Origin of the sequence: Salinimicrobium sp. 3283s, from assembly GCF_039602225.1 — a bacterium.
Lineage (GTDB): Bacteria > Bacteroidota > Bacteroidia > Flavobacteriales > Flavobacteriaceae > Salinimicrobium > Salinimicrobium profundisediminis.
In genome coordinates this window covers 3,032,129-3,055,282 of the sequence record NZ_CP143631.1, presented here as the reverse complement: position 1 = coordinate 3,055,282, position 23,154 = coordinate 3,032,129, and the positions used below count along the sequence as shown (strand labels likewise).

Below are 23,154 nucleotides of genomic sequence, written 5' to 3'. Positions count from 1 at the left end.
CGATTAATTGATTTGGTGTTTTTTTCCAATTATTATATCCAATTTACTTATGTCTGAACTTAGCTTATTTTCCAGTACTCTTGCATATATTTGAGTGGTAGAAAGTTTAGTATGCCCTAGTAGTTTTGAAACAGTTTCAATTGGGACACCATTGGAAAGAGTCACTACCGTAGCAAAGGTATGCCTGGCAGAGTGGAAGGTGATTTTCTTTCGGATCCCGATAGATTCCATAACTTCTTTCAAATATTTATTGGTCTTCTGGTTGGATATAACTGGAAAAACTTCGTTTGCTCCTTTTGCCGGATGTTCCCTATATTTTTGGATAATTTCCTTGGCAGGATTTAGCAGCGGAACTTTTACAGACTGCTGCGTTTTTTCTCGTTTGGTATAAATCCAGTCTTTGCCATCCATTCCTTTTACAAGTTTATCTATTGTCAGCTCTTTGAGTTCAATATATGCCAAGCCAGAATAGCAAGAAAATAAGAACATGTCCTTGACCCGCTCAAGGGAAGTGTTGGTAAAGAAGGTTTCTTCCAGCTTATGCAGTTCTCTCTCGGTCAAAAATTGTCTGTCACTTTTCTCAAACTTTAAGCTATAATTCCTGAAAGGGTTCTTTTCAAGCCACTCTAGTTTTACAGCCAGATTAAGTAATTTTTGTAAACGTTCTAAATGTTTCATAGCACCATTATTACCACAGGCTTTTTGTCCTTTTTCTGGTTTACCACTTCTAAGAAACATTTCGAATTCTGTGATGAACTGGTAATTGATATGTTTAAGAAATACATTATCTGTTTTCTTCTCCTTTCGTAAAAATTTTTCCAGGTACTTAGCTGTAGTGTAGTAATTCTTAAGTGTTCCCCATTTCAGAACATTCTTCATTTTATTATTATGATAATGAACAATATCCGTCAGTGTCTTATGATCCTCGTCAAGTCCCAAATAAGAGGCTTTAATTTTTGCAGCTGTAATAAGATTATCTTTATCCAGAAGCTTCTTTTGAATATCCAATAGTTGAGAATACACCTGGTCAAGATAGCTATTCAGTTTTCTAATTCTAGGTGTGAACCCTTTAAGTCTTCCTTTTGAACTATCCCATTCATTCACTAAAGTTTTTCTTTTGAGGCTCATTTCAGCACATCTTCCATTTACGGTAATTCTGGCGTAAATGGAGAGATCCTTTGAATTTTTGTTTAGTTTTCTTGTAAAGAAAAGTACGGAGAATGTAGTAAAATCAGTCATTTCAGGCGTCTTAGAGTGATACAAAAGTTTGTAAAGACGAAAGTCAAATCAACCGTTATGTTCTTCTAAGATAGCGAATTGAAGGAAAGAAAGTATTCACCGAACCATTCACTAAAAGGTATGAATTCGTTTGATACAATATGATACCAATAAAATAAAAAACACTGAAAATCAACAGATTAACAGTGTTTTTATACCCGTTTAAAAACGGTTCGTCGGGATGACAGGATTTGAACCTGCGACCCTACGCCCCCCAGACGTATACGCTACCGGACTGCGCCACATCCCGAATTGAAAGTGCAAATTAAGCAGCTTATTTCTAATTTTCAAAGGGAAATTCCGCTTTTTCCGGTGTTTATTTTCTCCCTGTAGCTTATTTACCGCAAAAGAACAGAGAATGAGGAGAATACTTCAGGCAGGGTTTTGAACTGTTTTTATTTAGCTATTTATTATTTTGCCTTAGTTTAGCCTCCTGGTCGTGAAAAATCTCAATACATGAAGAAATACTTTGTCTTTTTCCTACTGATTATTCTTCAGCAGTCCTGCAAAATTCCGAAAGAACCTCAAGAGTTTTCTGCTCCGGCAGAACGCGGGTTAACAGCAGAGCACGCAATGGTGGTCTCGGCCCGTAAAGAAGCTTCAGAAATAGGCCTGGAGATCATAAAGCAGGGCGGTAATGCCTTTGATGCCATGGTAGCTACCGAAATGGCTTTGGCAGTGGTTTATCCATACGCCGGGAATTTGGGCGGGGGTGGCTTTATGGTGTACAGGCTCAAAAATGGCGAAACCGGTGCCCTTGATTTTCGGGAAAAAGCCCCCTTGGGTGCAGACCGCAATATGTATCTGGACAGTCTTGGTAATGTAGATCCTCAAAAAAGCCGTTTTGGCGGACTGGCCGTTGGAGTCCCCGGAACCGTAGCCGGAATTTTTGCCGTACATGAAAAGTTTGGTAGCATGCCTGTAGAACAGATTCTGGCCCCGGTAATTGCGCTGGCTCAGCAGGGTTTTGTGGTAACTGCCAAACAGGCTGCTGCCCTGGCATACCACAGGAACTCTATCATTAAAGCCAATCATGAGAACGTGCTCTTTGCCAGAGCTCATGAAGCAGGAGACACCCTTAAAAATCCTGCGCTGGCTGCAACCCTTCAAAGACTTGCTACAAAAGGCAGTGAAGAATTTTATTCGGGTGAAACGGCACAAGGACTGGTACAATTTCTTCAGGAAAAAGGCGGAATTATCAACATGGATGATCTTGCTGCCTACCAGGTGAAATGGCGGGATCCCGTAACTTTCACCTATGATGATCTCAGGGTGATCTCAATGTCTCCTCCATCAAGTGGCGGCATTGTGATGGGACAAATTATGAAGATGATTCGCCCCTACCCTCTTCACGAGTATGGTCATAACTCGGTAGAGGCCATACAGGTGATCACAGAGGCTGAAAGAAGAGCCTATGCCGATCGTGGCTTTTATCTTGGTGATCCCGATTTTGTTGATATTCCTTCGGAAATGCTGCTGAACGAAGATTATCTCCAGGAGCGTATGAGTAGTTTCAGCTTTCAAAAAGCTACTCCTTCTACCTCAATTGGCCATGGAAATATCCCGGTTGCCGAAAGTCTCGAAACCACCCACTACTCTATCGTTGATGCTGAAGGAAACGCAGTTTCAGTGACTACTACCTTAAATGGTGCTTATGGATCAAAGCTCTACATAGAAGAACTGGGCTTCTTCCTGAACAATGAAATGGACGACTTTAGTGCTAAACCGGGAGTGCCCAATATGTTTGGGCTGGTAGGAGCCGAAGCCAATTCAATAGCGCCCCAAAAGAGAATGCTAAGCTCTATGACACCAACAATTGTAGAGAAAGAAGGAGAACTTTATATGGTACTTGGTTCACCGGGAGGCTCTACGATCATTACCTCTGTCATGCAAACCATTCTTAACGTGAATGAATTTGGGATGGGAATGCAACAGGCGGTAAATGCACCACGTTTCCACCATCAATGGCTACCGGACGAAGTGCGTTTTGAACCGAATGGTTTTTCTAAAACTACATTGAATACGCTACAGCAAAAAGGCTATAACATTCAAGTGGGAGAATCTACCATTATTGGAAAAGTAGATGCCATTCTTGTATTGCCTAATGGAAAGCTGGAAGCTGGTGCAGATCCACGCGGAGATGACGCTGCAGCAGGATTTTAATTGGTATTAAACACAAAAGCAACTCTGAGGAGTTAATATTTAAATAAATTGGCTTTACATGGAACCACATACCATTCGCAACAGCGGCTTTACATTCACGGCCTGCTTTGATTAATTGAAAATTATCTGTGTAAAAGCTAATTTGAATAATGAGGAACTGTAAATGAGTTATGATAAAACACAACTACCTGCAGGTTTTAGAAAAAATCTTAAATTGATTTAAAATTAAATGTTTCTTATGAAAAATCAGCATTCAAGGGGAAATTCTACTTCAGTAAGAGAAAAAGTACCGGCTGTACTTTTCAGAAAAAACAACAGCTTATATCAGCAAAATGAATAAAATTCAGGTTGGTTTTTTAATGTCTTATGATTACCGGTTACTCAAAACCTCCCTCCCATTGGTGTACAGCGAAGCGGATTCTATCATCATTGCGCTCGACAAAGATCTAAGAACGTGGACGGGCAGCAAGTTTCAGGTTGAGGAGCAATTTTTTGACTGGCTTGAGACTTTCGACACAGAAAATAAGATCAGTATTTACAGAGATGACTTTTTTCATCCTAATCTCTCCCCTATGGAAAATGAGGTAAGGGAAAGAAAAATGCTGGCTTCAAAAATGGGTATAGGAAACTGGCTGATACAGGTAGACAGTGATGAATACTTTATAGATTTTAAAGCTTTTGCCGAGGCCCTGAGATCGCGCAACAAGTATCTCGAAAACCCCGAAAATAACCGAATCCAGATTGCAGGTTATTATATTAACCTTTATAAATATACCAGGAATGGTATTTTGTACGTATCAAAACCCCGCAATCAAAAATTTGCCACCAACTATCCCGATTATGTCACAGGGAGAAACACCAAACAAAGGGTAATCTACGTTCCGCATATTGTTATACATGAATGTTTATCGAGAAGTGAAGACGAAATAAAGACAAAGTTCTCCAACTGGGGGCATTCGCAACAGGTGAACAGGGAGATCTTTCTGGACAAGTGGAGGCAGATCGATGAAACGAATTACAAGCAATTCCAAGATCTCTTTTATCTAGAGCCCGAAAAGTGGAAAAGACTTGATTATGTGCAGGGCAAGTCAATGAATCAAATTATAGAAAATCTAAAATCCCGGGAGTTAAAGCCTTCAAAAACTCACCTTTTAAGCAAGAATTTTGGGCAGTGGTTCAAATTTTTGTTCAAATAAATTTTTACTCTTCAACTCAAAAATATGACTTTTAAGAAACCGTTTATTGCAATACTTACCTTGACGATTTTAAGTTGCCTTTCACCAAAAAAAGAACCAACAGAAGAACATGCTGCAGTGAATATTATTGGAGCCATGAGAAATGTAATGCTTAAAGGAGACCTGCAAGACAGGCTCTCCCTCGACACCATTGCAAATAAAACAGGTCTTTACGGTTTGGGGCCCTTAAGCCATCTTCAGGGCGAACTTCTTATCAACGATGGGAAAAATTATATTTCAAGAGTAACAACAAACGGAAGTTTAGAAGTAAAGAAAAGCTATGATGCATCGGCACCTTTCTTTGTGTATTCAAATGTAGATAAATGGGAAGAAATTGTATTACCGGACAGTATTGCAACTATTCAGGATGTGGAAAAATATATTGGAGAAAGAACTTCTAAAATCAGCAGTCCCTTTGCTTTTAAACTGAAAGGAACTGTAGCCCATGGAAAAATCCATGTGTTAAACCTGCCGGAAGGAGCAAAAGTTTCATCCCCGGCTGAAGCACATGAGAATCAGGTTGATTATGACATTAAAAATGAAAAAGCAGAAATCATCGGATTTTATTCTACAGAACACAAAGGAGTTTTTACGCATCACGATTCCAACACACACATGCATCTTATCACTGCCGATGAACTCAAGATGGGACATTTAGATGAGCTGCAAATCGAAAATATGAGCTTGTACCTCCCGGAAGGTCACTCACAGCAATAATCTTTACCCAGGTAATAGCATTAAAAGGAAACCTTTCAAAAATGGCATTTTTGAAGGGTTGTTTTTCTTATTTACCGTAAGTAGAAAAACAACTATCGGTAGCCCAGTAAGCAGTCGGTTTTGAATCAGGGTAAAATCCGTGGGCGCCAACCTCCTCAAGAGGATCGAGAATACGGGACTGGCTTCCGCCCCCCTTAGCACTTACGGCAGGCTCTTCCCTATCAGTTTTAGAACAAAAAAGTGAACAAAATACAGTTGTGATCACAGCAACAATTACCTTTTCCATCAGTCTGGAATTTGGAGTTAACACTTGTTTGCCGTAGGGAAGCAGAGCCAAATGTAGCAATTAACTTTTTATTAGGAAAACAAATTTTTACATAAAGTGTCAAAAATGAGCTTTTTAGGAACTATTTTTCTGGCTATAGTACTCTGAATATATGGGGAATTTATATTTTTAAGAAATTCAGCCGCTTTGAATTAGTAAGGGATTTCGAAGCATGAAATAGAATTTTGCTTTCCCTTCTTCTGCTGAAAAGTGCTGCTGGCATTGAGCAAGACAATACAAAACCCAGATCGGTCTTAATATCTATTTTTAATTTCCGAAGAAAAAATCCGCAGTATTTTCTCATCTGAAGTATTTATCGTAATATTACAATGAGTATAAAAACTGTTATTCCAAAACTTTAAAATATGAACAGGGATCAGGAACTTAAGAATTCGGTAAAGGAGCGATATGCAAAAATTGCCGAACAGGGAAAAGCAGAGAACGCTGCTTCCTGCTGTGGTGCAACAACACCTTCAAATAAAGTGTACAACATCATGATGGATGATTACACGGGAACCGGTGGTTACGTTGAAGAGGCCGATTTGGGCCTTGGCTGCGGACTACCTACTCAATATGCAGGTATTAAAAAGGGCGATACCGTAATAGATCTTGGATCGGGTGCCGGAAACGACTGCTTTGTAGCCCGACACGAAACAGGGCCGGAAGGTAAGGTGATTGGTATAGATTTTACTCCTGCCATGATCGCAAAAGCCCGTATTAATGCCGAAAAACTTGGTTTTAACAACGTAGAATTCCGCGAAGGAGATATTGACGAAATGCCGGTGAATGAAGATAGCGCCGATGTGATTGTGAGTAACTGCGTACTTAACCTGGTACCCGATAAGCCGAAAGTAATTAAAGAGATCTACAGGGTTTTAAAACCTGGCGGGCATTTTAGTATTTCGGATACTGTCTTAGTGGGGGAATTGCCTGAAGCTTTACGTGAAGACGCAGAAATGTATGCGGGATGTGTGGCCGGAGCCATCCAAAAAGAGGATTACCTGCAGCACATTAAAGATGCAGGTTTCAAAAATGTAACTCTTCAAAAGGAAAAACCTATTACCATCCCCGATGATATTCTGAAGAAATATCTTTCTAAGGAAGATATGACCGCCTTTAAGCAAGGAGCAACCGGGATCTTTAGTATTACGGTTTATGCAGAAAAACCGGGCGCTGTAAAAGATAAACCGAAATTAAAAATGGTAGACCTCCAATCGCAGGGTGCATGCTGTACTCCCGATTCTGGTTGCTGCTAAACGCTAAACCCGCGCAAAGTGTAAAAATCCTTGCGCAGGTTTTATTTTCTCCTAAGAACCTTCAGCTACACCTTTCACCCTCTCGGCAGTATCAGATTTTGACAGCGTGAGCCGCACTATACTATCCTCTTCGGCCTTGAGATCGTGAGGTATATCGCCCTCCAATGAAAGTAAATCTCCTTTGTTGATGGTGTGCACTTCGCCGTTTACCCCAAAATTTATGGCACCCTCAAAAAGTTCCACCACAATAGGATAAGGAGTTTTATGTTCTTTCATGACCTGGCCTTTTTTCATAGCTATTCTTATTTCCCTGCTGCTATCGGTATCTAACAGCACTTTAACTGCAGGTTTTTGATCATTATATTCGAGATCTTTAAGTAAAGAAGCAGTTTTCATAATCTATTATTTGATTTAAATTATAAAGTACAAAAACTTCAGGAGAACACTGTAACTTAAACAGAATGCTAACATTTATTTCTGATTTCAATACTTCAGAAGAAGGTATTTCCCTGTGAATTCATTCCGCTTCAGTATAACTGAAATTAAAAAAGCCCAATCAGGTTTTTTCAGAAACAGCAATAAAAAAAACCGCTTAAAAATGACATTTTAAGCGGTTCTTCAGAAGATTTTATTTCTACTACAGTTTTCTAAGGCCTCTGGTTTCAGATTTATCTGCTTCCATGATGCTGATGGCATAACCACCTCCCGAAGCCGATCTTTGTTTTAATTTTGATTTATTGTTCACCACAACTTTCCTGATCTCATATGCCTGCGGATTATCTTTGTAATGCGCATCTTTAGCATCTGAATATATCGTGGCGATATAGGTTTTGTCGCCGTCAAGGAATTCAAATTTAATCTTTGAAGTTCTTGGCGTTTCACCATTCACATTTCCTACAAACCAGTCGTTGGTTCCTTTTTCTTTCCTGGCAATGGTAATGTAATCCCCCGGTTCAGCTTCAAGGTAAACACTCTTCTCCCAATCCATTCCTACATCTTTAATAAACTGGAATGCATCCATAAAGCGCTCGTAATTTTCAGGAAAATCGGCTGCCATTTGAAGTGGAGAATACATGGTTACATACAAAGCCAATTGATTGGCGATTGTACTGTTTACCCACGAATCATTGTCGGGATTTGCTTTGCTAATGTCCATCTCAAAGATCCCCGGAGTGTAATCCATAGGTCCGCCAATTAGCCTTGTAAAAGGAAGTACCGTCACGTGGTTTGGCTTTGAACCACCAAAAGCCTGATACTCGGTACCGCGAGCCGATTCGTTTCCAATGAGGTTTGGCCAGGTGCGGGCAATTCCTGTAGGTCTTACCGCCTCGTGAGCGTTCACCATGATCTCATAATCGGCGGCTTTTTCAATGGCATATTGATAGTGATCTACCAGCCACTGGCTGTAGTGGTTCTCCCCTCTTGGCAGGATATCACCCACATATCCACTTTTTACAGCATTGTAGCCGTGGTCTTTCATGAACTGGTATGCAGAATCGAGGTGACGCTCATAATTTCTTACCGAAGAAGAGGTCTCGTGGTGCATGATCATCTCAACACCTTTGCTTTTTGCATAATCCCTTACTTCCTCCAGATCGAAGTCTGGATACGGAGTCATAAAGTCGAAAACATAATCTTTAGAATTCCCAAACCAGTCTTCCCATCCAATATTCCAGCCTTCTACAAGCACTCCGTCAAAGCCGTGTTTCGCAGCAAAGTCAATATACCGCTTTACATTTTTTGTGGTTGCCCCGTGGGTATCATTGGGAGTGGCATTCTCATAATCGGTCTCCCCCAGTTTTACAGCAGGAAAGTCGTTGGTGTAATGCCAGGAACTTTTCCCGGTGATCATTTCCCACCATACGCCTACATATTTTACCGGTTTTATCCATGAAGTATCGTCAATAGCTACAGGATCGTTAAGGTTGTAGGTCATTCTTGAAGCCAGAATATCACGGGCATCATCGCTCACAATAATCGTTCTCCAGGGAGTTTTTCCCGGCGCGATCATGTAAGCTTTATTTCCGGTTACATCGGGGGTAAGCCATGATTCAAAGATCATGTTCTCATCATCCAGCTCCAGGTGCATTGCAGAATAATCAAGCAAAGCAGCTTCATGCAGATTGATGTAAAGTCCTTCATCTGTTTTCATCAAGAGTGAAGTTTGCACGCCGGTATCCGAAAATGAGGTTTGGGAAAGGTTATCTGTAATAGAACCTTCCATTTCTCCTCTAATTTCAGAAAGTTTTGATTCAATATAATCATATTCCTGGGTGTCGTAATCTCCCGGGATCCAAAACGCTGTATGATCTCCTGTCATGGCAAACTGGGTTTTTTCATCTTCTACGATAAAGTGCCCCAGGTTTTGCTGCTGCGGAAATTCATACCTAAAACCAAGTCCGTCATTGAACACCCGAAACCGGATGATCATCTCACGATTGGTAGATTTTTGGTTGAGTACTACCGCGAGTTCGTTGTATTTATTCAAAATCTCGCTCTCTTCTCCCCAAACAGGCTCCCAGGTCTCGTCAAACTGAGATTCTTCCCGTTCAATTACTTCAAAATCATTAAGTAGGGAATGTTCATCATCTTTTATTTTAAAGCCCAGGGTACTGGTTTTAACCACAGGTTTCCCTTTGTAAGAAAGGCTATATGCAGGAGTACCGTCTTCAAGCAACTCAAATTGCATTTGCACTTCCCCATTGGGAGACGCAACTTTTTGAGCTACTGCCGGTGCGGTAAAACCTAACCAAAGGCAGGTAATCATTAGTAACTGCTTCATCTTCAATTTTCTCATTTTGTAATATTAATCGTTGATTTGAAAGACAAATATAATGCTTCTTATATAGAAGAAATGCACACTTCTCACAACTTAATAAATTTAAAAAAGCTGTCTAAAAAGCTGTTCAGTAGTGGTTATGAAAATGAATCAGAAGGCAACAAACATTACTTTTTAGACAGCTTTTAATGCTGAAATATTATTTCTTAAATTAAATACCTGCGTCGGGATTTTGGGTTTTAGTAAAACTGAAAATCTTCGGACTAAAATTCAGCATTACCCAAGCCCAGTTTTGTGCCTGCCCACTGTCACCACCTTTTAGGATCTCCAGCGAATCACTTCCAAACATTTGAGAATATCCGAAGTTTATACCAAAGTCCTTTCTGAATTTGTATCCGGCAGAAAGGTCGATCTCGGTACCCAGGTAGCTGTCCTGTTCATTTCCAGCGACATCTACTATTTTTGCTGCTGAAGAAAAGACATGTGGTACCACCGAAAATTCAAATTTAGAAGTGACATAGGATAACTTTCCGTAGAGGTCCAGCAAACCGACTGAATTCTGGTGGTTGCCCACGTAAAAATAGTCCATATGCCCGTTAAAGGCATGGTTGGTTCCAAAAAGCGGAGTGAAAGACTTATTTTCTCCCGAAGCATCGTCCATATCGGTTCCTGAGAGGTACTCTCCTCCCAGGCCTGCTTTCCAGTTTTTGTTCAATTTATAATTGAGGTTAAGCCCGGCATACAAGGCAGAAACATCTTTGTCATTGCGGCTTCCGGCCTGGCCGTAAACCCCTAAATCTCCAAAAAATTTCCCTGAGACAAAATTGTGAAAAGCCCCAAAAGTCTGGATGTAATCTACCTCCCTATCCTGTTGTACGGTGTCAAATTCATAACCTGTATTCATCAGCAAAAAGCTAAAACCAACATTATTCAAATCCATGTGGTACCAGGCCATTTGCAGGTTTTGATAAGAATTCACGAGGTAAGGCGCGTCAATAATGGTCTCGGCTTGGGCGTTGTAAGCCGCGGCCACATCGAGCCTGTGATTTAAAGCAAGTTTCCATGAAAGCAAGGCTGCATCATGACTTTGCCCCTGCTGGGCCCAGTTCACCTCTCCAAGAATCCGTTGATTGTCGTAAGAAAGTACCTGCCGCCCAACCCGAAACAGGAAATTTGGACTCGCCTGATACTGCCCGTAGGCTTCAAAAAGTGAAAAAGTATTGTTATCTTCAAGACGCATGGTTGGTGCATCTCCCCATACGCCAACACTCTGTCCCGAAAATTTTACCAGAAGTTCTTCATCCTGGTAACCCAGGGTCAAACGGCTGCGTTGGGAAACCTGTGCAGCAGGATCTGCGGTTTCAGATAAAAGGGTTTTGTATCCGTTTCGATATTCAAAACGTGGCCGAATTTGCAGATCGGCTTCAAAAGTTTGTGCAGTAGTAGAAAAAAAGGTCAAAAGTGCTGTAAAAAGCAGGAGGCTGCGTTTCATGAGAATATAATTTTATTGCACAAAAGAAGACAAAAATATCCTTATTCAATATGATCTCGCTCATACTGCTGCTTTTGCACCTCCAGCCAATAAAAATGAACCCTCCACATCATTTACCTCTCAAAAAGGGTATAAAACGTATCCATTTTCTTCGGAAGTTATAAATAATAACTCAGCTCAATTGAAATTCTTCAGAAGCAGAATACAACAAGAATCAAGAAACGGAACGCGAAAGCTTCCGTAGAAATTACCTGCCAAAAATGCCATTTTTGAGGCTGTACAGAAGTGTGTACAATATTAATTCTTCTGAAAAACACACCCATACTCAGTTCGCTACAAGCTTCGTAAGAAATTGGGCGGAGCAATCTTTGTTTATTTCAGAAGATTACGAAAAATTCATTTTAAGGTGTCAAAAATGTGAAAAATCCTTTTCGATTTTCCACCCTGATCTCTTCCTCCCGGTAGTCTTCAATAATCTCATCATCAATATGTACATCTTTACCTTTCCACTTGAGGCGAAGCGACTTCACCTTGAGTAGATCGGCAAAATCTTCCAGTTTTTTAGCTGTATTCCTTTCATTAAGATGATCTTGTATATATAATTTTAGTTCCTCTCTTCTTTCCTCCCGCACTGTTATCAGTTCAAAATATCCGTCTCCGGTCTCGGCGTTGGGAGCGAGTTCAATATTGGACCCAATATACCTGATATTCATAAGCTCTATGAGAAGGAATTTCCCTGTGATCTCTTTATCATCGGCAATAATAATTGCTTCGCGGGCTTCGTAAGAATCTATGACCTTCACCAATGTTTCGCGGGACTTCTTTATCTCATCCTGTTTTTCATCATCATCAAGAGCTTTCATTTCGCGAACCAGTTTTGGAAAAATACCACAACCTATACCCTCAATAAAAAAACCGGCCTCTTCAACTCCCTCCACTATGCCAATATCAAAGCCTGTTTTCGTATTTTGTGTTGTAATTCCTTCTTCCGGAACTTTTATACCGAGCGTTGTAGCTATATTATTGGCGGTACCATAAGGCAGCACCTGCACGGGCACCTGCTTTATACCCTCTTTGGCTTCGAGCATGAACTCAGCAAACTTTTGCACCGTACCATCACCCCCTGCTACAAAAATCACATTGGCTTGCTTGTGGGTAAATCGCTTCATAAAAGGATCATTGGTTGAGAAATAAGACACTTCAAAACCGGCTTTTTCTACCTGCTTAACAAGATTTTCTTTATCATGATTCCCACTACCGGCTGTTGGATTATGAACGAGAATAGCTTTTTTCATGACGCGAGTTTACTTCAAATATAAGATGCTGACAGGAGTTAAAAAGGCTCGTTAACACAGACTTATAATTCTCTCGTTTCATGTTTTGCTAAAGTTTTGTAATTTCAGGAATAAGACCAAAAACAATTGCATTATGAAAATACTGGTAACCAATGACGACGGAATATATAGTCCCGGCCTTTCGTGCCTGGCCAAATGTGCTTCAAAATACGGCGAGGTAATCGTTATGGCACCCGATGTTGAACAGTCATCTATGGGGCAGGCAATAACTTCGGCACGGCCCATTACTTATAAGAAATCCCCCATTCACTTTGAAGGAATGGAAGCATACAGGGTGAGTGGGACCCCGGCCGATTGTGTAGCGCTGGGCGTTCATTTGTTTGATGATATTGACATTGTACTTTCGGGGATCAATATTGGTGCTAACCTTGGGAATTCGGCGTGGCATTCGGGGACACTTTCTGCTGCCCGGCAGGCGGTGCTTTTTGGGATCCGCGGAATTGCGCTGAGTGTCTCCGTCGGCGAAAACGAACCCGATTTCGACAATTTAGAGCCCCATGTTGTAGCTTCGCTGAAAGAAGTGATGAATGAATCTTCTATGGAATTGCTCAACATCAATTTCCCGAGAAATCCTGAAGGCGAAATAGTCTGGACCTGCCAGTCGGTACGCCATTATGACGGCAAGGTTGTACAGCAGGAAGACCCTATGGGCCGCGAACACTACTGGTTTACAGTTTTCCCAATTGAAGAAGTGGAAGAAGGCACCGACAGATGGGCCGTAAAACACGGCAAAACCAGCATTACCCCAATGATCCTCGACCTTACCGATAAAAAGATCTACGATGCGAAAAATGGGAAAGGATAATACCTTCTTCGGAAATAGTTTTTTAAAATACCTTTCAAAAATGACATTTTTGAAAGGTATTTTGTTACTAAACCACTCTGCACTGAAAGTGCAGAGGTTTTTCTAACTGGGGACTGAAAGTCCCCAAGTTTATTCCAATATGAAATTGGAATTATCAGAACTGTCTCGGCGATGGTGCTCCAAATAGTCATTGACCATCTTGTCAGTGACATTGCCCGTGCTCCAAACTCTATATCCGCTTGCCCAAAAGTGTTGCCCCCAATACCGCTCTTTTAGCTGTGGAAATTCTTGTTGCAGCTTGCGTGAAGATCTGCCTTTCAATTGTTTCACTATGTAACTAACATTTGTCTTGGGAGCATATTCTACGTGCATATGAACATGATCAGAACTGACCACTCCTTTAAGAATCTCTATTCCTTCAGCTTCACATATTTGAATCAGAAGCTCCCTACAACGCTTTTGAATATCGCCTTGCAAAACCTTATATCTGTACTTTGTAACCCAAACAAGATGACAGGTTAATCTGCTCACTGTATGAGATCCTTTTCTCTGAGTGCTACTCATTTTACGAAATTATAGATTTTTTCGCACTACTAAAGTTCTGCAATAAAATTGCAGGGTTTAAGACCCTAACCTGAGACCAATAAATTTCTCCGGGGCAAGCCCACGGAGCATTATATAGGAGAACACGTTTTCAGACTTTAAACATTTACTAACGAGGCAAGCCTCGGAGTATTTACCCCCTTAGAATAAAGTAAACTGAAGCAGATAGTTTCTTTTGTCAGTAAAAAATGCAATGATTAAAAATACTTTTTCCGAAGAAAAAGGCTTCAGATAAACCAGATCTTAAAAGGCTGAATCTTCTTTCTTATCAGTTTCAGCTGAAAGATTCTCTTTCAGAAAAAAGATCTTCAGAAATGACATTTTAGAGACTTTATAAAAAATAGCAGCCACCTATGAGAGGCAGCTGCTATGTAAAAAAACTGGAAGGTAAAAAGTTATTTTCCTATGATGTGTTTTCTATAGTAATCAAGAATTCCATCTATTGGCCGCTGTACAAAATTACCCGCCTCAAGCCTGTATGGCTGTAAAGAATCTTTGATAATATCCTGGGAAAAATAAGCGATTGAACCTACAAAATGTATTGGCACATTTTGAGCTTCTTTGAAGCAAAGCACTCTATGTTCAATAAAGTTTTGCATCCCTTCGGCTATTAGCTGATAGAAATATCCATTTCTTTCATTTTTAAAGATGAATTCAGCAAAATGAGCAAGATATGTATTGGGATTATCCTTTTTGTAAATGTTCTCTTTTATGGCATCTGAAGAAAGATCGTACTCTTTTTCGAAGATCTCGGCGAGTTTCTTCGGCATTTTCTTATAGTAGTAATCTCTGATAAGCCTTTTTCCGAAGTAATTTCCGCTAGCTTCATCCATTAGAATAAAACCGAGAGAATCTGCGGCTGTTCTTATAGATTTCCCGTCGTAATAACAACTGTTGGAACCGGTTCCAAGTATACATACTATGCCCGGCTTATCGGTAACTGCATATACAGCAGCCACCATATCTTCCTGTACCTTTACTTCAGTGGCACCCGAGAAGAATGAACTAAGAATAGATTGCAGTAAGGCTGTAGGTTTAGGGGTACCACATCCTGCACCGTAGAAATGTACCATTTGTACTTTTTCTTTTACCTGGCTTAAGTCAATATTTTCCTCCAGTCTTGCCTGAAGTACTTCGGTTTTGAACACTGCAGGATTAAGTCCTTTGGTGCGCGTTTTCATGATTTGCTCCCCTTTCGAATCTAGTAAGATCCAGTCACACTTTGTGGAGCCTCCGTCTGCTATTAAAATCATAGTAGGAAAGTATCAAAAAGCCCTGAAAGAAAATATCAGGGCTTTTTCTAATTAATTACTTAAGTGAAGCTACGTGAGCAGACAGGTCTACTAATTTAGCTGAATATCCATACTCATTGTCATACCATGCTACCAACTTAAAGAAGTTGTCATTCAAGGCGATACCTGCACCTGCATCAAAGTTACAAACGTGAGGGTTAGACACATAGTCTTGAGATACTACTTGTTCTTCGGTATAAGAAAGAATTCCTTTGTAAGGACCTTCGGCAGCTTTTTTGAAGGCTGCTTTGATATCTTCGTAAGAGGCAGCTTTCTCAGTTCTCACTGTAAGGTCAACTACAGAAACATCGGCTGTAGGAACTCTAAAAGCCATACCAGTTAGTTTCCCGTCAAGTTTTGGAATTACTTTTCCAACTGCTTTAGCTGCTCCGGTAGACGATGGGATAATGTTGATCAAAGCACTTCTACCACCTCTCCAGTCTTTTCTGGAAGGACCATCTACTGTCATTTGTGTAGCTGTAGTAGCGTGAATTGTAGTCATAAGACCTTCTACAAGACCAAACTCATCGTCAACGATCTTAGCCAATGGCGCAAGACAGTTGGTTGTACATGACGCATTTGAAACAACTTTATCATCTGCTGTGATATCCTGATGGTTAACCCCCATCACGAACATTGGAGCATCTTTTGAAGGAGCTGAGATCACCACTTTTTTAGCACCTGCAGTAAGGTGTTTTGCTGCAGTATCTTTAGTAGTGAAAATACCAGTACAATCCATCACGATCTCGGCACCAACTTCGTCCCATTTAAGATCTTCAGGATTTTTTTCGGCAGTAATGCGCACGGTTTTCCCGTTCACAACAAGATTACCACCATCAATTTCCACAGTACCATTAAAGTTTCCGTGAACTGAGTCATATTTTAAAAGATATGCAAGATGGTCTACATCCAGCAGGTCGTTAATTCCCACAACTTCTACATCTTCTCTTTCGCTGGCAATTCTAAAAGCGATTCTTCCAATTCGACCAAATCCGTTTATTCCTATTTTAGTACTCATAATATTTGAATTTAATTTAAATTATACGGTGGTGATATTCAACACCCTTCTCAATTCTTTATCTAGTGGCCTTCGGCCTTTAATGGCAACCTCAAAGTCCACCGACGTTACAATTTTATTGGTTATTCCTACCATGACGCCACTTTCTCCCCTAAGGATGGCTTCAACGGCACCTACGCCCAGTTTACTTGCAAGCACCCTGTCATAGCAACTTGGCGCACCACCTCTTTGCATGTGGCCCAACACCGAAACCCGAATATCATAGCCTGTGAGGTTTTCGCCAATAAATTCGGCAAGTTCAAAAATGTTCTTTCCGCTTTTTTCACCTTCGGCTACTACAATAATGCTGGAGGTTTTACCAGATTTCCGGCTTTTCATGAGAGATTCCATCATTCTGTCAATTCCCATGTCTTCTTCGGGAATAAGGATCTCTTCGGCCCCGGCTCCTATCCCACTGTTTAAAGCTATGTCGCCGGCATCGCGGCCCATCACTTCAACAAGGAAAAGGCGGTCATGAGAACTGGCGGTATCGCGTATTTTGTCAATAGCGTCAACCACCGTATTCAAAGCAGTATCGTAACCAATGGTATAATCGGTCCCGTTAATATCGTTATCAATAGTTCCGGGAATTCCTACAATGGGGATATTGTGTTCTTGCTGCAGGTGTATGGCCCCGGTAAAAGTACCGTCCCCGCCAATAACCACAAGCGCATCAATACCGACTTCCTGCAGTTTCTCAAAAGCTTTTGCACGACCTTCTTTGGTCCTGAATTCCTGGGACCGGGCCGATTTGAGAAAGGTTCCGCCTTTATTAATGACATTTCTTACAGAACGGGCAGTGAGCACCTCAAACTCCCCTTCAATAAGACCTTGAAAGCCTCTGTAAATTCCTATACACTCTATATCGTAGTAAGCACAGCTTCGGGTCACAGCTCTAATTGCTGCATTCATTCCGGGAGCATCGCCTCCCGAAGTTAAAACCCCGATTTTTTTAATATTCTCTAACATCCATGTAAAGCTATTTCAATTATATAAGATAACCTAATGTATTAAACTTCTCAAACGTTTTCGGTTAATAAAAAAGAAAAAAGCCCCATTTTTGAGACTTTTTTCTATTTTTTTTGGGGTATTTATTAATTATCTGCTAATATTACATATTCCCAAGGGCCGAAATGATATTGGTCATTTTTCTGCGTTTTAAAATCTTTTTTACCAAGATAAGCTTGCAGTTCACTTTCCATCTCAACGGTAAAATCGACCGGTTTATCTGAAAGGTTTGCTATATAGATAAGCTTCTCTCCATTATTTTCACGTTCAAAAGCCAAAACCTGCTTGTCAGCCGAAGTTTGTAGTCTATTATAACCTGCTGCCTCTTTTGCACCGTGAAGCGCCTCATTTGTAGCTTTAAGCTGTCCCAGTTTTTCGAGTAGTGGCCACATAGTTCCTTTGGTTTTAGGAATGGTGTCTTTTTCAAAGAACCTTAATCTCTTGTCCATATCATATTCCTGCCCGCTGTAGATCAAAGGCATACCAGGAAGTGTGTAAGTGAGGGCAACCATAGCTTCGGAAGCATCTCCCATTCTTTCGCGAACTGTACCGTTCCAGGAATTCTCATCGTGGTTGGTCACAAAGTTCATGAGGTAATCATCCTGTTGATATGTAGTATCTATCTTTTTCATATACGCATCCCATGCCTCAACAGTTACTTCTCCCTGGGCCATTTGGTTCATTAAATGATGACCTTCCCAGTTGTACCCCATGTCAAACGCATTGTGGAACAAATCTTTATCTTCAGACTCTGCCAACATGAAAACCGGTTTTGTTTCCTGAAGCCTGGGCACTGCCTGATCCCAGAATTCGGTAGGTACTTCCCCGGCAACATCGGCCCTAAAACCGTCAATATTGTGCTCATCTACCCAGTACTTCATTTCGGCGGTCATAGCCTCCCAAAGTTCCTTATTGTCATAGTTAAGATCGGCTACGTCTGTCCATCCCCATGATTCTCCCGTTTCAGGATTTAAAGGGTCTACAGGCTCTCCCTTGTCATTTTGAGTGTAGAAATCTGGATGCTCTTCAAGCCATGAGTGGTCCCATCCTGTGTGGTTTGCCACCCAGTCAAGAATAACATACATACCGTTCTCATGTGCAGTTTTCACCAGCTCATCAAAGTCTTCTTTAGTTCCAAATTCAGGATTTACCTCGGTATAATCGGCAATAGCGTAGTAGCTTCCGAGGTATTTCTTTCTTTCTTCAGGATCTTCAATATCCTCGATACTCAAATCGCCGGTAGCTTTTCTTCGCACTTCAGAAATTGGGTAAACTGGCATTAACCAAATAACTTTCACTCCTAAATCTTTTAGCTGCGGAATGTCTTGTGTAAAAGCATCAAAAGTACCTTCGGGAGAATATTGCCGTATGTTGGCTTCGTAAATCACTGCCGACTCCAAAGTCTCGTTGTCAACAGGCGCAATGCTCTGCTCCTCCTGAACTTCGGTTGCACCCTGCTCCGGCTCATTTTTACAGGAAGCCAGGGTTAATATGCCCAGTAATAAAATTGAAATTTTTTTCATGTGAAAAAGGTTTAATTAATAAATGTAAGGGTTGTATTATTTTCTTTTAAAGCTACGGGTAATACAGCCCGTTGCTCGTTTGCATGGTATTCGAAAGGAATTTTTTTCCCGCGTACCAGGATTTCTTTTGGCTTGCGCTGCAAATTATGAATAATGAGATCTATTTCTTTGAATTCTGAAGATCTCCCCTCTTTGCCGGCCTTCTTTGAAATGCTAAGCTGTAGTTTATTGTCTTCTTTTCGGCTTTTTAGATAAAGAAGCTCGTAATCCCCGGTCGCAAAAGTTTCGGGAGTTTTACCGTCATCATGATAAAGGATGTCTTCAGTTTCACCGGCTTCCCTGTCATAAAAGTAATGTAGCTCTGCATCTTCTGCGGAAAAATTCTGCGTGGTTTGCATAGGTTTTGCCATGGGAACAAAGGCGCCGCCTCTTACAAAAGTTGGTATATATTCTTCTTGCAGCTGAATTGTAGCCGTACTGCCCCCCGAATATTTTTTTCCTGAATAAAAGTCGAACCAGTTAGATCCCTTCGGAAAATACACCTCCTGTTCCTTAATATTCTCCTGAAGTACAGGCGAAATCAAGAAGTTCTTACCCCACAGGTAAGTACCTGCCACCGAGTAAAGCCTGAAGTTATCCGGTTCTTCAAAAAACAGTGGTCGCATAAGCGGCAATCCTTCGGTAGAATTCCTGAAAGCCAGGGTGTAATTGTAAGGCAGGAGTTTGTAACGGAGTTCGATCGCTTTTTTAGCCAGTTCTTTGGTACGTTGTTCTCTAAAAACAGGTTCTGAAGGCACTTCTTCCTGGGCGTGTGGCCGGTAAATAGGCTGAAATACCCCATATTGCAACCATCTTACATACAATTCGTTATTCAGGTTATCACCTGCAAATCCGCCGAGATCGGAGTGCATATAGGCGAGCCCCTGTAATCCCATTTGTAGTGAAATTTCTGGCTGTGGTTTTAAGCCGCCCCAGCTCCTGTTCACATCGCCAGACCACGGCATTAAGCCAAACCGCTGTGACCCTGCAGCCCCGGCGCGCATTAATATGAACGGCCGCTGGTCTAAAAAGGCATTTTCATAACCTTCATGTATTAATTTGGCCCAGTAATGCCCATAAATATTGTGCATTTCATTTGCAGTGCCCGTCGCGTGTATAAGATCTTCAGGATGAACTTCGGGTTCTCCCAGGTCGCCCCACCAGCCGCCAACACCCATTTGGGTGAGCTCTTTATAAATATTCCAGAACCACTTTTGTGCCCCGGGCTCAAAAATGTCAATTAAGCCGGTGTTTCCGAAGTAAAAGTCATAGGTAAAAGGCTTTCCGAGGGAATCTTTTGCTAAAACATCATTTTGCACGGCTTCTTCCCAACGGTTTGAGGTGGTGAGAATAAAAGGTTCGGTCACCAGCACGGTTTTCACCCCGTCCTGCGCCAGATTGTGCATCATTTCTTCAGGATTGGGAAAAGAATCTGTTACAAATTCGAGATTTCCCATAGTCCCGGTAATTTCATGCCCAAACCAGAAGAGATCAATGATCACGGCATCTACCGGAATTTCTTCTTCCCTGAATTTCTCAATGGTTTCCTCCACTTCCCTGCGGGAATGATAGCCAAAACGGCTTGAAAAATTCCCCAGCGCCCAACGCGGCGGCAAAGGCTGCCTTCCGGTTAATAAAGTGTAATTACCAACAATATTTTCCCAGGTTTTTCCCACCACCAGCTGGTAAGTCTTTCTCCCGCCAATAGTCTCATAGCTCAAAGTATTGCTAAAACTGCTGTCCAGGTCAAGAAAGCCGATTGGTGCATTATCAAAGTGCAAAAGATACTTTTCTGAAGACAGCACCACGGGCAATGTAAAGTTGAGCAGTTCACTTTTGGTCTCGTAGCCGTAATGTGCCCTGTTGTATAGCTCCAGCCGGTTCCCACGCCTGTTCATTCCCAGGGCACGGGCGCCACCGCCCATCAACACTTCGGCTTCAGTAAGGTTGAAATCTATCTTTTCAAGCTCCTCCCCTTTTGAATAACCAGTTTTTTCTGAAATCACCTTTTCCCCTTCAAAAAAATAGGTTACCTGAAATGGCATTTTTGACACCACAATATCAAGACCTTCAGAATCAATAATGACGGTATCATTTTCTTCGGAAACAGTAAAATTAACCGCCTGTGGCTCAAGCACCACGGCGTGCGATTTCTCCATATATTCTTCTCCCGAAGGAATAAAAGCAGTCTCAACGACCTCGGGCGTAAAATACCTGAAGATATATTTACCGTCGCTTGTTGAAACCTCAACGCCCGATTCGGTTTTCGCTACTTCCCGGAAAATTCTTTCCGGGTTTTGAGCGAATAAAGAGAAAGACATCAAAAGAAGGACATTCAAAAATGCCATTTTAGAGAGGTCTTTCAGCAGGAAGTTTATCATGATTATTTTAGTTCAAGTACGAGCGGGGATTTCCCTGAAACTTCAAGATTTTGATCAAGAGAGATCTGTTCTCCCGAAATAATATCTTTTCCTGAAGTTGCGCCAGCCAAACCTTCAGCAAAACGAGTAAGATCAAGGGGTTGAGCTTCAGGGTTATTGTTGATCACCACCATTACCCTGTCATTTTCATTATACCTGAAGTAAACGTAAACATTCTCAAGCGGAGCGTACTGCAACAACTTTCCGGTATGAATTACCTCGTTGTTCTTACGGTAATTCAGCAGTTTTTTGGTGAACGAATGGTATTCATTCTGTTGTTGGGTTCTTCCGGCTTCAGTAAAAGCGTTTTGCTCATCTCCAGCCCAGCCTCCGGGGAAATCCCTGCGAATATCGGCATCTCCTTTTGCAGGTTTGTCGCCGCGCATGCCAATCTCATCTCCATAATATAACTGCGGAATGCCACGAGTGGTTAAAATAAGCGTCATGGCGAGTTTGTATTTATCAACATCGCCATCAAACTCTTCATTAATACGGTTGGTATCGTGGTTTGCCGCAAACACTAAAAGGTTGTAAATATCATTGTAGAGAAAGTCGTTGGCAAAATTGTCATAAGCCCTTACCATACCATCTGCCCAGCTTTGTTCATCTTCATTGAACATCACCATGATAGCATCGTGAAGCGTGAAGTCCATTACTGATGGCAGGTAGGAATTATAGCTTTGAATAGCTCCAACAGGAGAATCTTTTTGCCAGTATGAAATTTGCGCCTGATCGTGCATCCAGACCTCTCCTACAATGTTGAAATTTGGATATTCATCCATTACTGCTTTAGTCCATTTAGAAATGCCTTCCTTCTCATTATAAGAATATGTATCTACCCTAAAACCATCCAGACCTGAATATTCTATCCACCAAATGGCATTTTGGATAAGGTAATTCAGCACCAACGGGTTGCTCTGGTTAAGATCGGGCATTGTAGATGTAAACCAGCCGTTCTCATTTAATTCTGTATCCACTTTAGAGCTGTGGGTATCGAATTGCGTGGTCATGCGGTAGTTTGAATTCTTATAGCCAGGAAACTGGTGCACCCAGTCATAAGTCGGCAAATCTTTGATCATCCAGTGCTCTGCGCCCCAGTGATTGGTCACATAATCCATGATCAACTTCATATCGCGCTTTTCCATCTCGGTAGCCAGGCGACGGTAATCTTCATTAGTGCCATAACGCGGATCAATTTTATACACATCACTTTGTGCATAGGTGTGATAAGAGTAAGCAGGATCATCATCTTCAAGCAAAGGCGTACTCCAAAGGGCAGTAACTCCAAGATCTTCTAAATAATCAAGGTTTTGTATGATACCTTCTATATCGCCACCATGCCTGCCCCCGGGATTGCTCCTGTCGGCTTTTTCCTGAAGTTGAGGATGCGAATCATTAGAAGGATTGGCATTGGCAAACCTGTCGGGCATGATAAGGTAAATAGCATCTGACGCATCAAAACCTTCCCTGAGAGCCGATCCCGGTTCGCGCTGCTTCAGCTCGAAGGGATAAGACATGCTTTTTTTGCCCTTTTTGGATAACCTGATGTTGTAAGTAGCAGGCTTAAGACCTTCAGTCTGCACAGTTACAAAAAGGTAATTTGGGTTTTCGGTCTTTCTAATATTACTCACTATCATTTCTGAAGGAGTAGAAACTGAATATTCAGCAATATTATTTCCGTAGAACATTAACTGAATTTCTGATCGGTTCATGCCGCTCCACCAAAAAGGCGGTTCTACCCTCTCTATCTGGGCATTTACAGATACCCCAAACAGGAAGAAGAAGAGGAAAATATAGTTTTTCATAA

At 41.4% G+C, this 23,154-nt stretch carries 18 protein-coding genes and 1 tRNA gene; 5 read left to right on the top strand and 14 right to left on the bottom strand.

What is annotated here, in order from left to right; genetic code table 11:
- Positions 1-3: 3 nt before the first annotated feature.
- On the bottom strand, positions 4-1,239 hold the full coding sequence (locus VS868_RS13545) for a site-specific integrase (protein WP_345598301.1): 1,236 nt from the start codon (positions 1,237-1,239) through the stop codon (positions 4-6).
- Between the two features lie 215 nt (positions 1,240-1,454).
- Positions 1,455-1,528, bottom strand: a tRNA-Pro gene (locus VS868_RS13540).
- 206 nt (positions 1,529-1,734) lie between these two features.
- Between VS868_RS13540 and ggt the strand changes: the two genes are divergently transcribed.
- From ggt to VS868_RS13525, 3 genes are all read left to right on the top strand, one after another.
- The gene (gene ggt, locus VS868_RS13535; RefSeq protein WP_345598299.1) at positions 1,735-3,441 is read left to right on the top strand and encodes a gamma-glutamyltransferase; all 1,707 of its coding nucleotides are present in this window, start codon (positions 1,735-1,737) and stop codon (positions 3,439-3,441) included.
- 332 nt (positions 3,442-3,773) lie between these two features.
- A complete protein-coding gene (locus VS868_RS13530) occupies positions 3,774-4,637 on the top strand; it encodes a hypothetical protein (protein WP_345598297.1) in 864 nt (287 codons plus the stop codon).
- Between the two features lie 24 nt (positions 4,638-4,661).
- Positions 4,662-5,393 (top strand): acetolactate decarboxylase, encoded by a 732-nt coding sequence (locus VS868_RS13525; protein WP_345598295.1) that lies wholly within the window; start codon positions 4,662-4,664, stop codon positions 5,391-5,393.
- A gap of 67 nt (positions 5,394-5,460) precedes the next feature.
- Here VS868_RS13525 and VS868_RS13520 read toward each other — a convergent pair whose 3' ends face one another.
- Positions 5,461-5,679, bottom strand: coding sequence for a hypothetical protein (locus VS868_RS13520; RefSeq protein WP_266071016.1), 219 nt, complete (start codon positions 5,677-5,679; stop codon positions 5,461-5,463).
- A gap of 404 nt (positions 5,680-6,083) precedes the next feature.
- On the opposite strand from VS868_RS13520, the gene VS868_RS13515 reads away from it, so the two are divergent.
- The gene (locus VS868_RS13515; protein WP_345598290.1) at positions 6,084-6,974 is read left to right on the top strand and encodes an arsenite methyltransferase; all 891 of its coding nucleotides are present in this window, start codon (positions 6,084-6,086) and stop codon (positions 6,972-6,974) included.
- Between the two features lie 51 nt (positions 6,975-7,025).
- Here the strand turns inward: VS868_RS13515 and VS868_RS13510 are convergent, their stop codons facing one another.
- From VS868_RS13510 to VS868_RS13495, 4 genes are all read right to left on the bottom strand, one after another.
- Positions 7,026-7,370 (bottom strand): cupin domain-containing protein, encoded by a 345-nt coding sequence (locus VS868_RS13510; RefSeq protein WP_345598288.1) that lies wholly within the window; start codon positions 7,368-7,370, stop codon positions 7,026-7,028.
- Positions 7,371-7,611: 241 nt separating this feature from the next.
- Positions 7,612-9,756 carry a glycoside hydrolase family 97 protein gene (locus tag VS868_RS13505; protein WP_345599840.1) on the bottom strand — a complete coding sequence of 715 codons (2,145 nt, stop codon included), beginning with the start codon at positions 9,754-9,756 and terminating at the stop codon, positions 7,612-7,614.
- Positions 9,757-9,964: 208 nt separating this feature from the next.
- A complete protein-coding gene (locus VS868_RS13500) occupies positions 9,965-11,245 on the bottom strand; it encodes an alginate export family protein (protein WP_345598286.1) in 1,281 nt (426 codons plus the stop codon).
- 401 nt (positions 11,246-11,646) lie between these two features.
- On the bottom strand, positions 11,647-12,540 hold the full coding sequence (locus VS868_RS13495; protein ID WP_345598284.1) for a diacylglycerol kinase family protein: 894 nt from the start codon (positions 12,538-12,540) through the stop codon (positions 11,647-11,649).
- Between the two features lie 133 nt (positions 12,541-12,673).
- Between VS868_RS13495 and surE the strand changes: the two genes are divergently transcribed.
- On the top strand, positions 12,674-13,405 hold the full coding sequence (gene surE, locus VS868_RS13490; protein WP_345598282.1) for a 5'/3'-nucleotidase SurE: 732 nt from the start codon (positions 12,674-12,676) through the stop codon (positions 13,403-13,405).
- A 129-nt stretch (positions 13,406-13,534) separates the two neighbouring features.
- Here the strand turns inward: surE and tnpA are convergent, their stop codons facing one another.
- From tnpA to VS868_RS13455, 7 genes are all read right to left on the bottom strand, one after another.
- A complete protein-coding gene (gene tnpA, locus VS868_RS13485) occupies positions 13,535-13,969 on the bottom strand; it encodes an IS200/IS605 family transposase (protein WP_345598280.1) in 435 nt (144 codons plus the stop codon).
- A gap of 434 nt (positions 13,970-14,403) precedes the next feature.
- On the bottom strand, positions 14,404-15,261 hold the full coding sequence (locus VS868_RS13480; RefSeq protein ID WP_345598278.1) for a BadF/BadG/BcrA/BcrD ATPase family protein: 858 nt from the start codon (positions 15,259-15,261) through the stop codon (positions 14,404-14,406).
- A 55-nt stretch (positions 15,262-15,316) separates the two neighbouring features.
- Positions 15,317-16,318, bottom strand: coding sequence for a type I glyceraldehyde-3-phosphate dehydrogenase (gene gap, locus VS868_RS13475; RefSeq protein WP_345598276.1), 1,002 nt, complete (start codon positions 16,316-16,318; stop codon positions 15,317-15,319).
- A gap of 21 nt (positions 16,319-16,339) precedes the next feature.
- On the bottom strand, positions 16,340-17,326 hold the full coding sequence (gene pfkA / locus VS868_RS13470; protein WP_266071033.1) for a 6-phosphofructokinase: 987 nt from the start codon (positions 17,324-17,326) through the stop codon (positions 16,340-16,342).
- Positions 17,327-17,451: 125 nt separating this feature from the next.
- On the bottom strand, positions 17,452-18,888 hold the full coding sequence (locus VS868_RS13465; protein ID WP_345598273.1) for an alpha-amylase family glycosyl hydrolase: 1,437 nt from the start codon (positions 18,886-18,888) through the stop codon (positions 17,452-17,454).
- 11 nt (positions 18,889-18,899) lie between these two features.
- On the bottom strand, positions 18,900-21,308 hold the full coding sequence (locus tag VS868_RS13460) for a TIM-barrel domain-containing protein (protein WP_345598271.1): 2,409 nt from the start codon (positions 21,306-21,308) through the stop codon (positions 18,900-18,902).
- Positions 21,309-21,310: 2 nt separating this feature from the next.
- Positions 21,311-23,152 carry a glycoside hydrolase family 13 protein gene (locus tag VS868_RS13455; protein WP_345598269.1) on the bottom strand — a complete coding sequence of 614 codons (1,842 nt, stop codon included), beginning with the start codon at positions 23,150-23,152 and terminating at the stop codon, positions 21,311-21,313.
- Positions 23,153-23,154 lie beyond the last annotated feature (2 nt).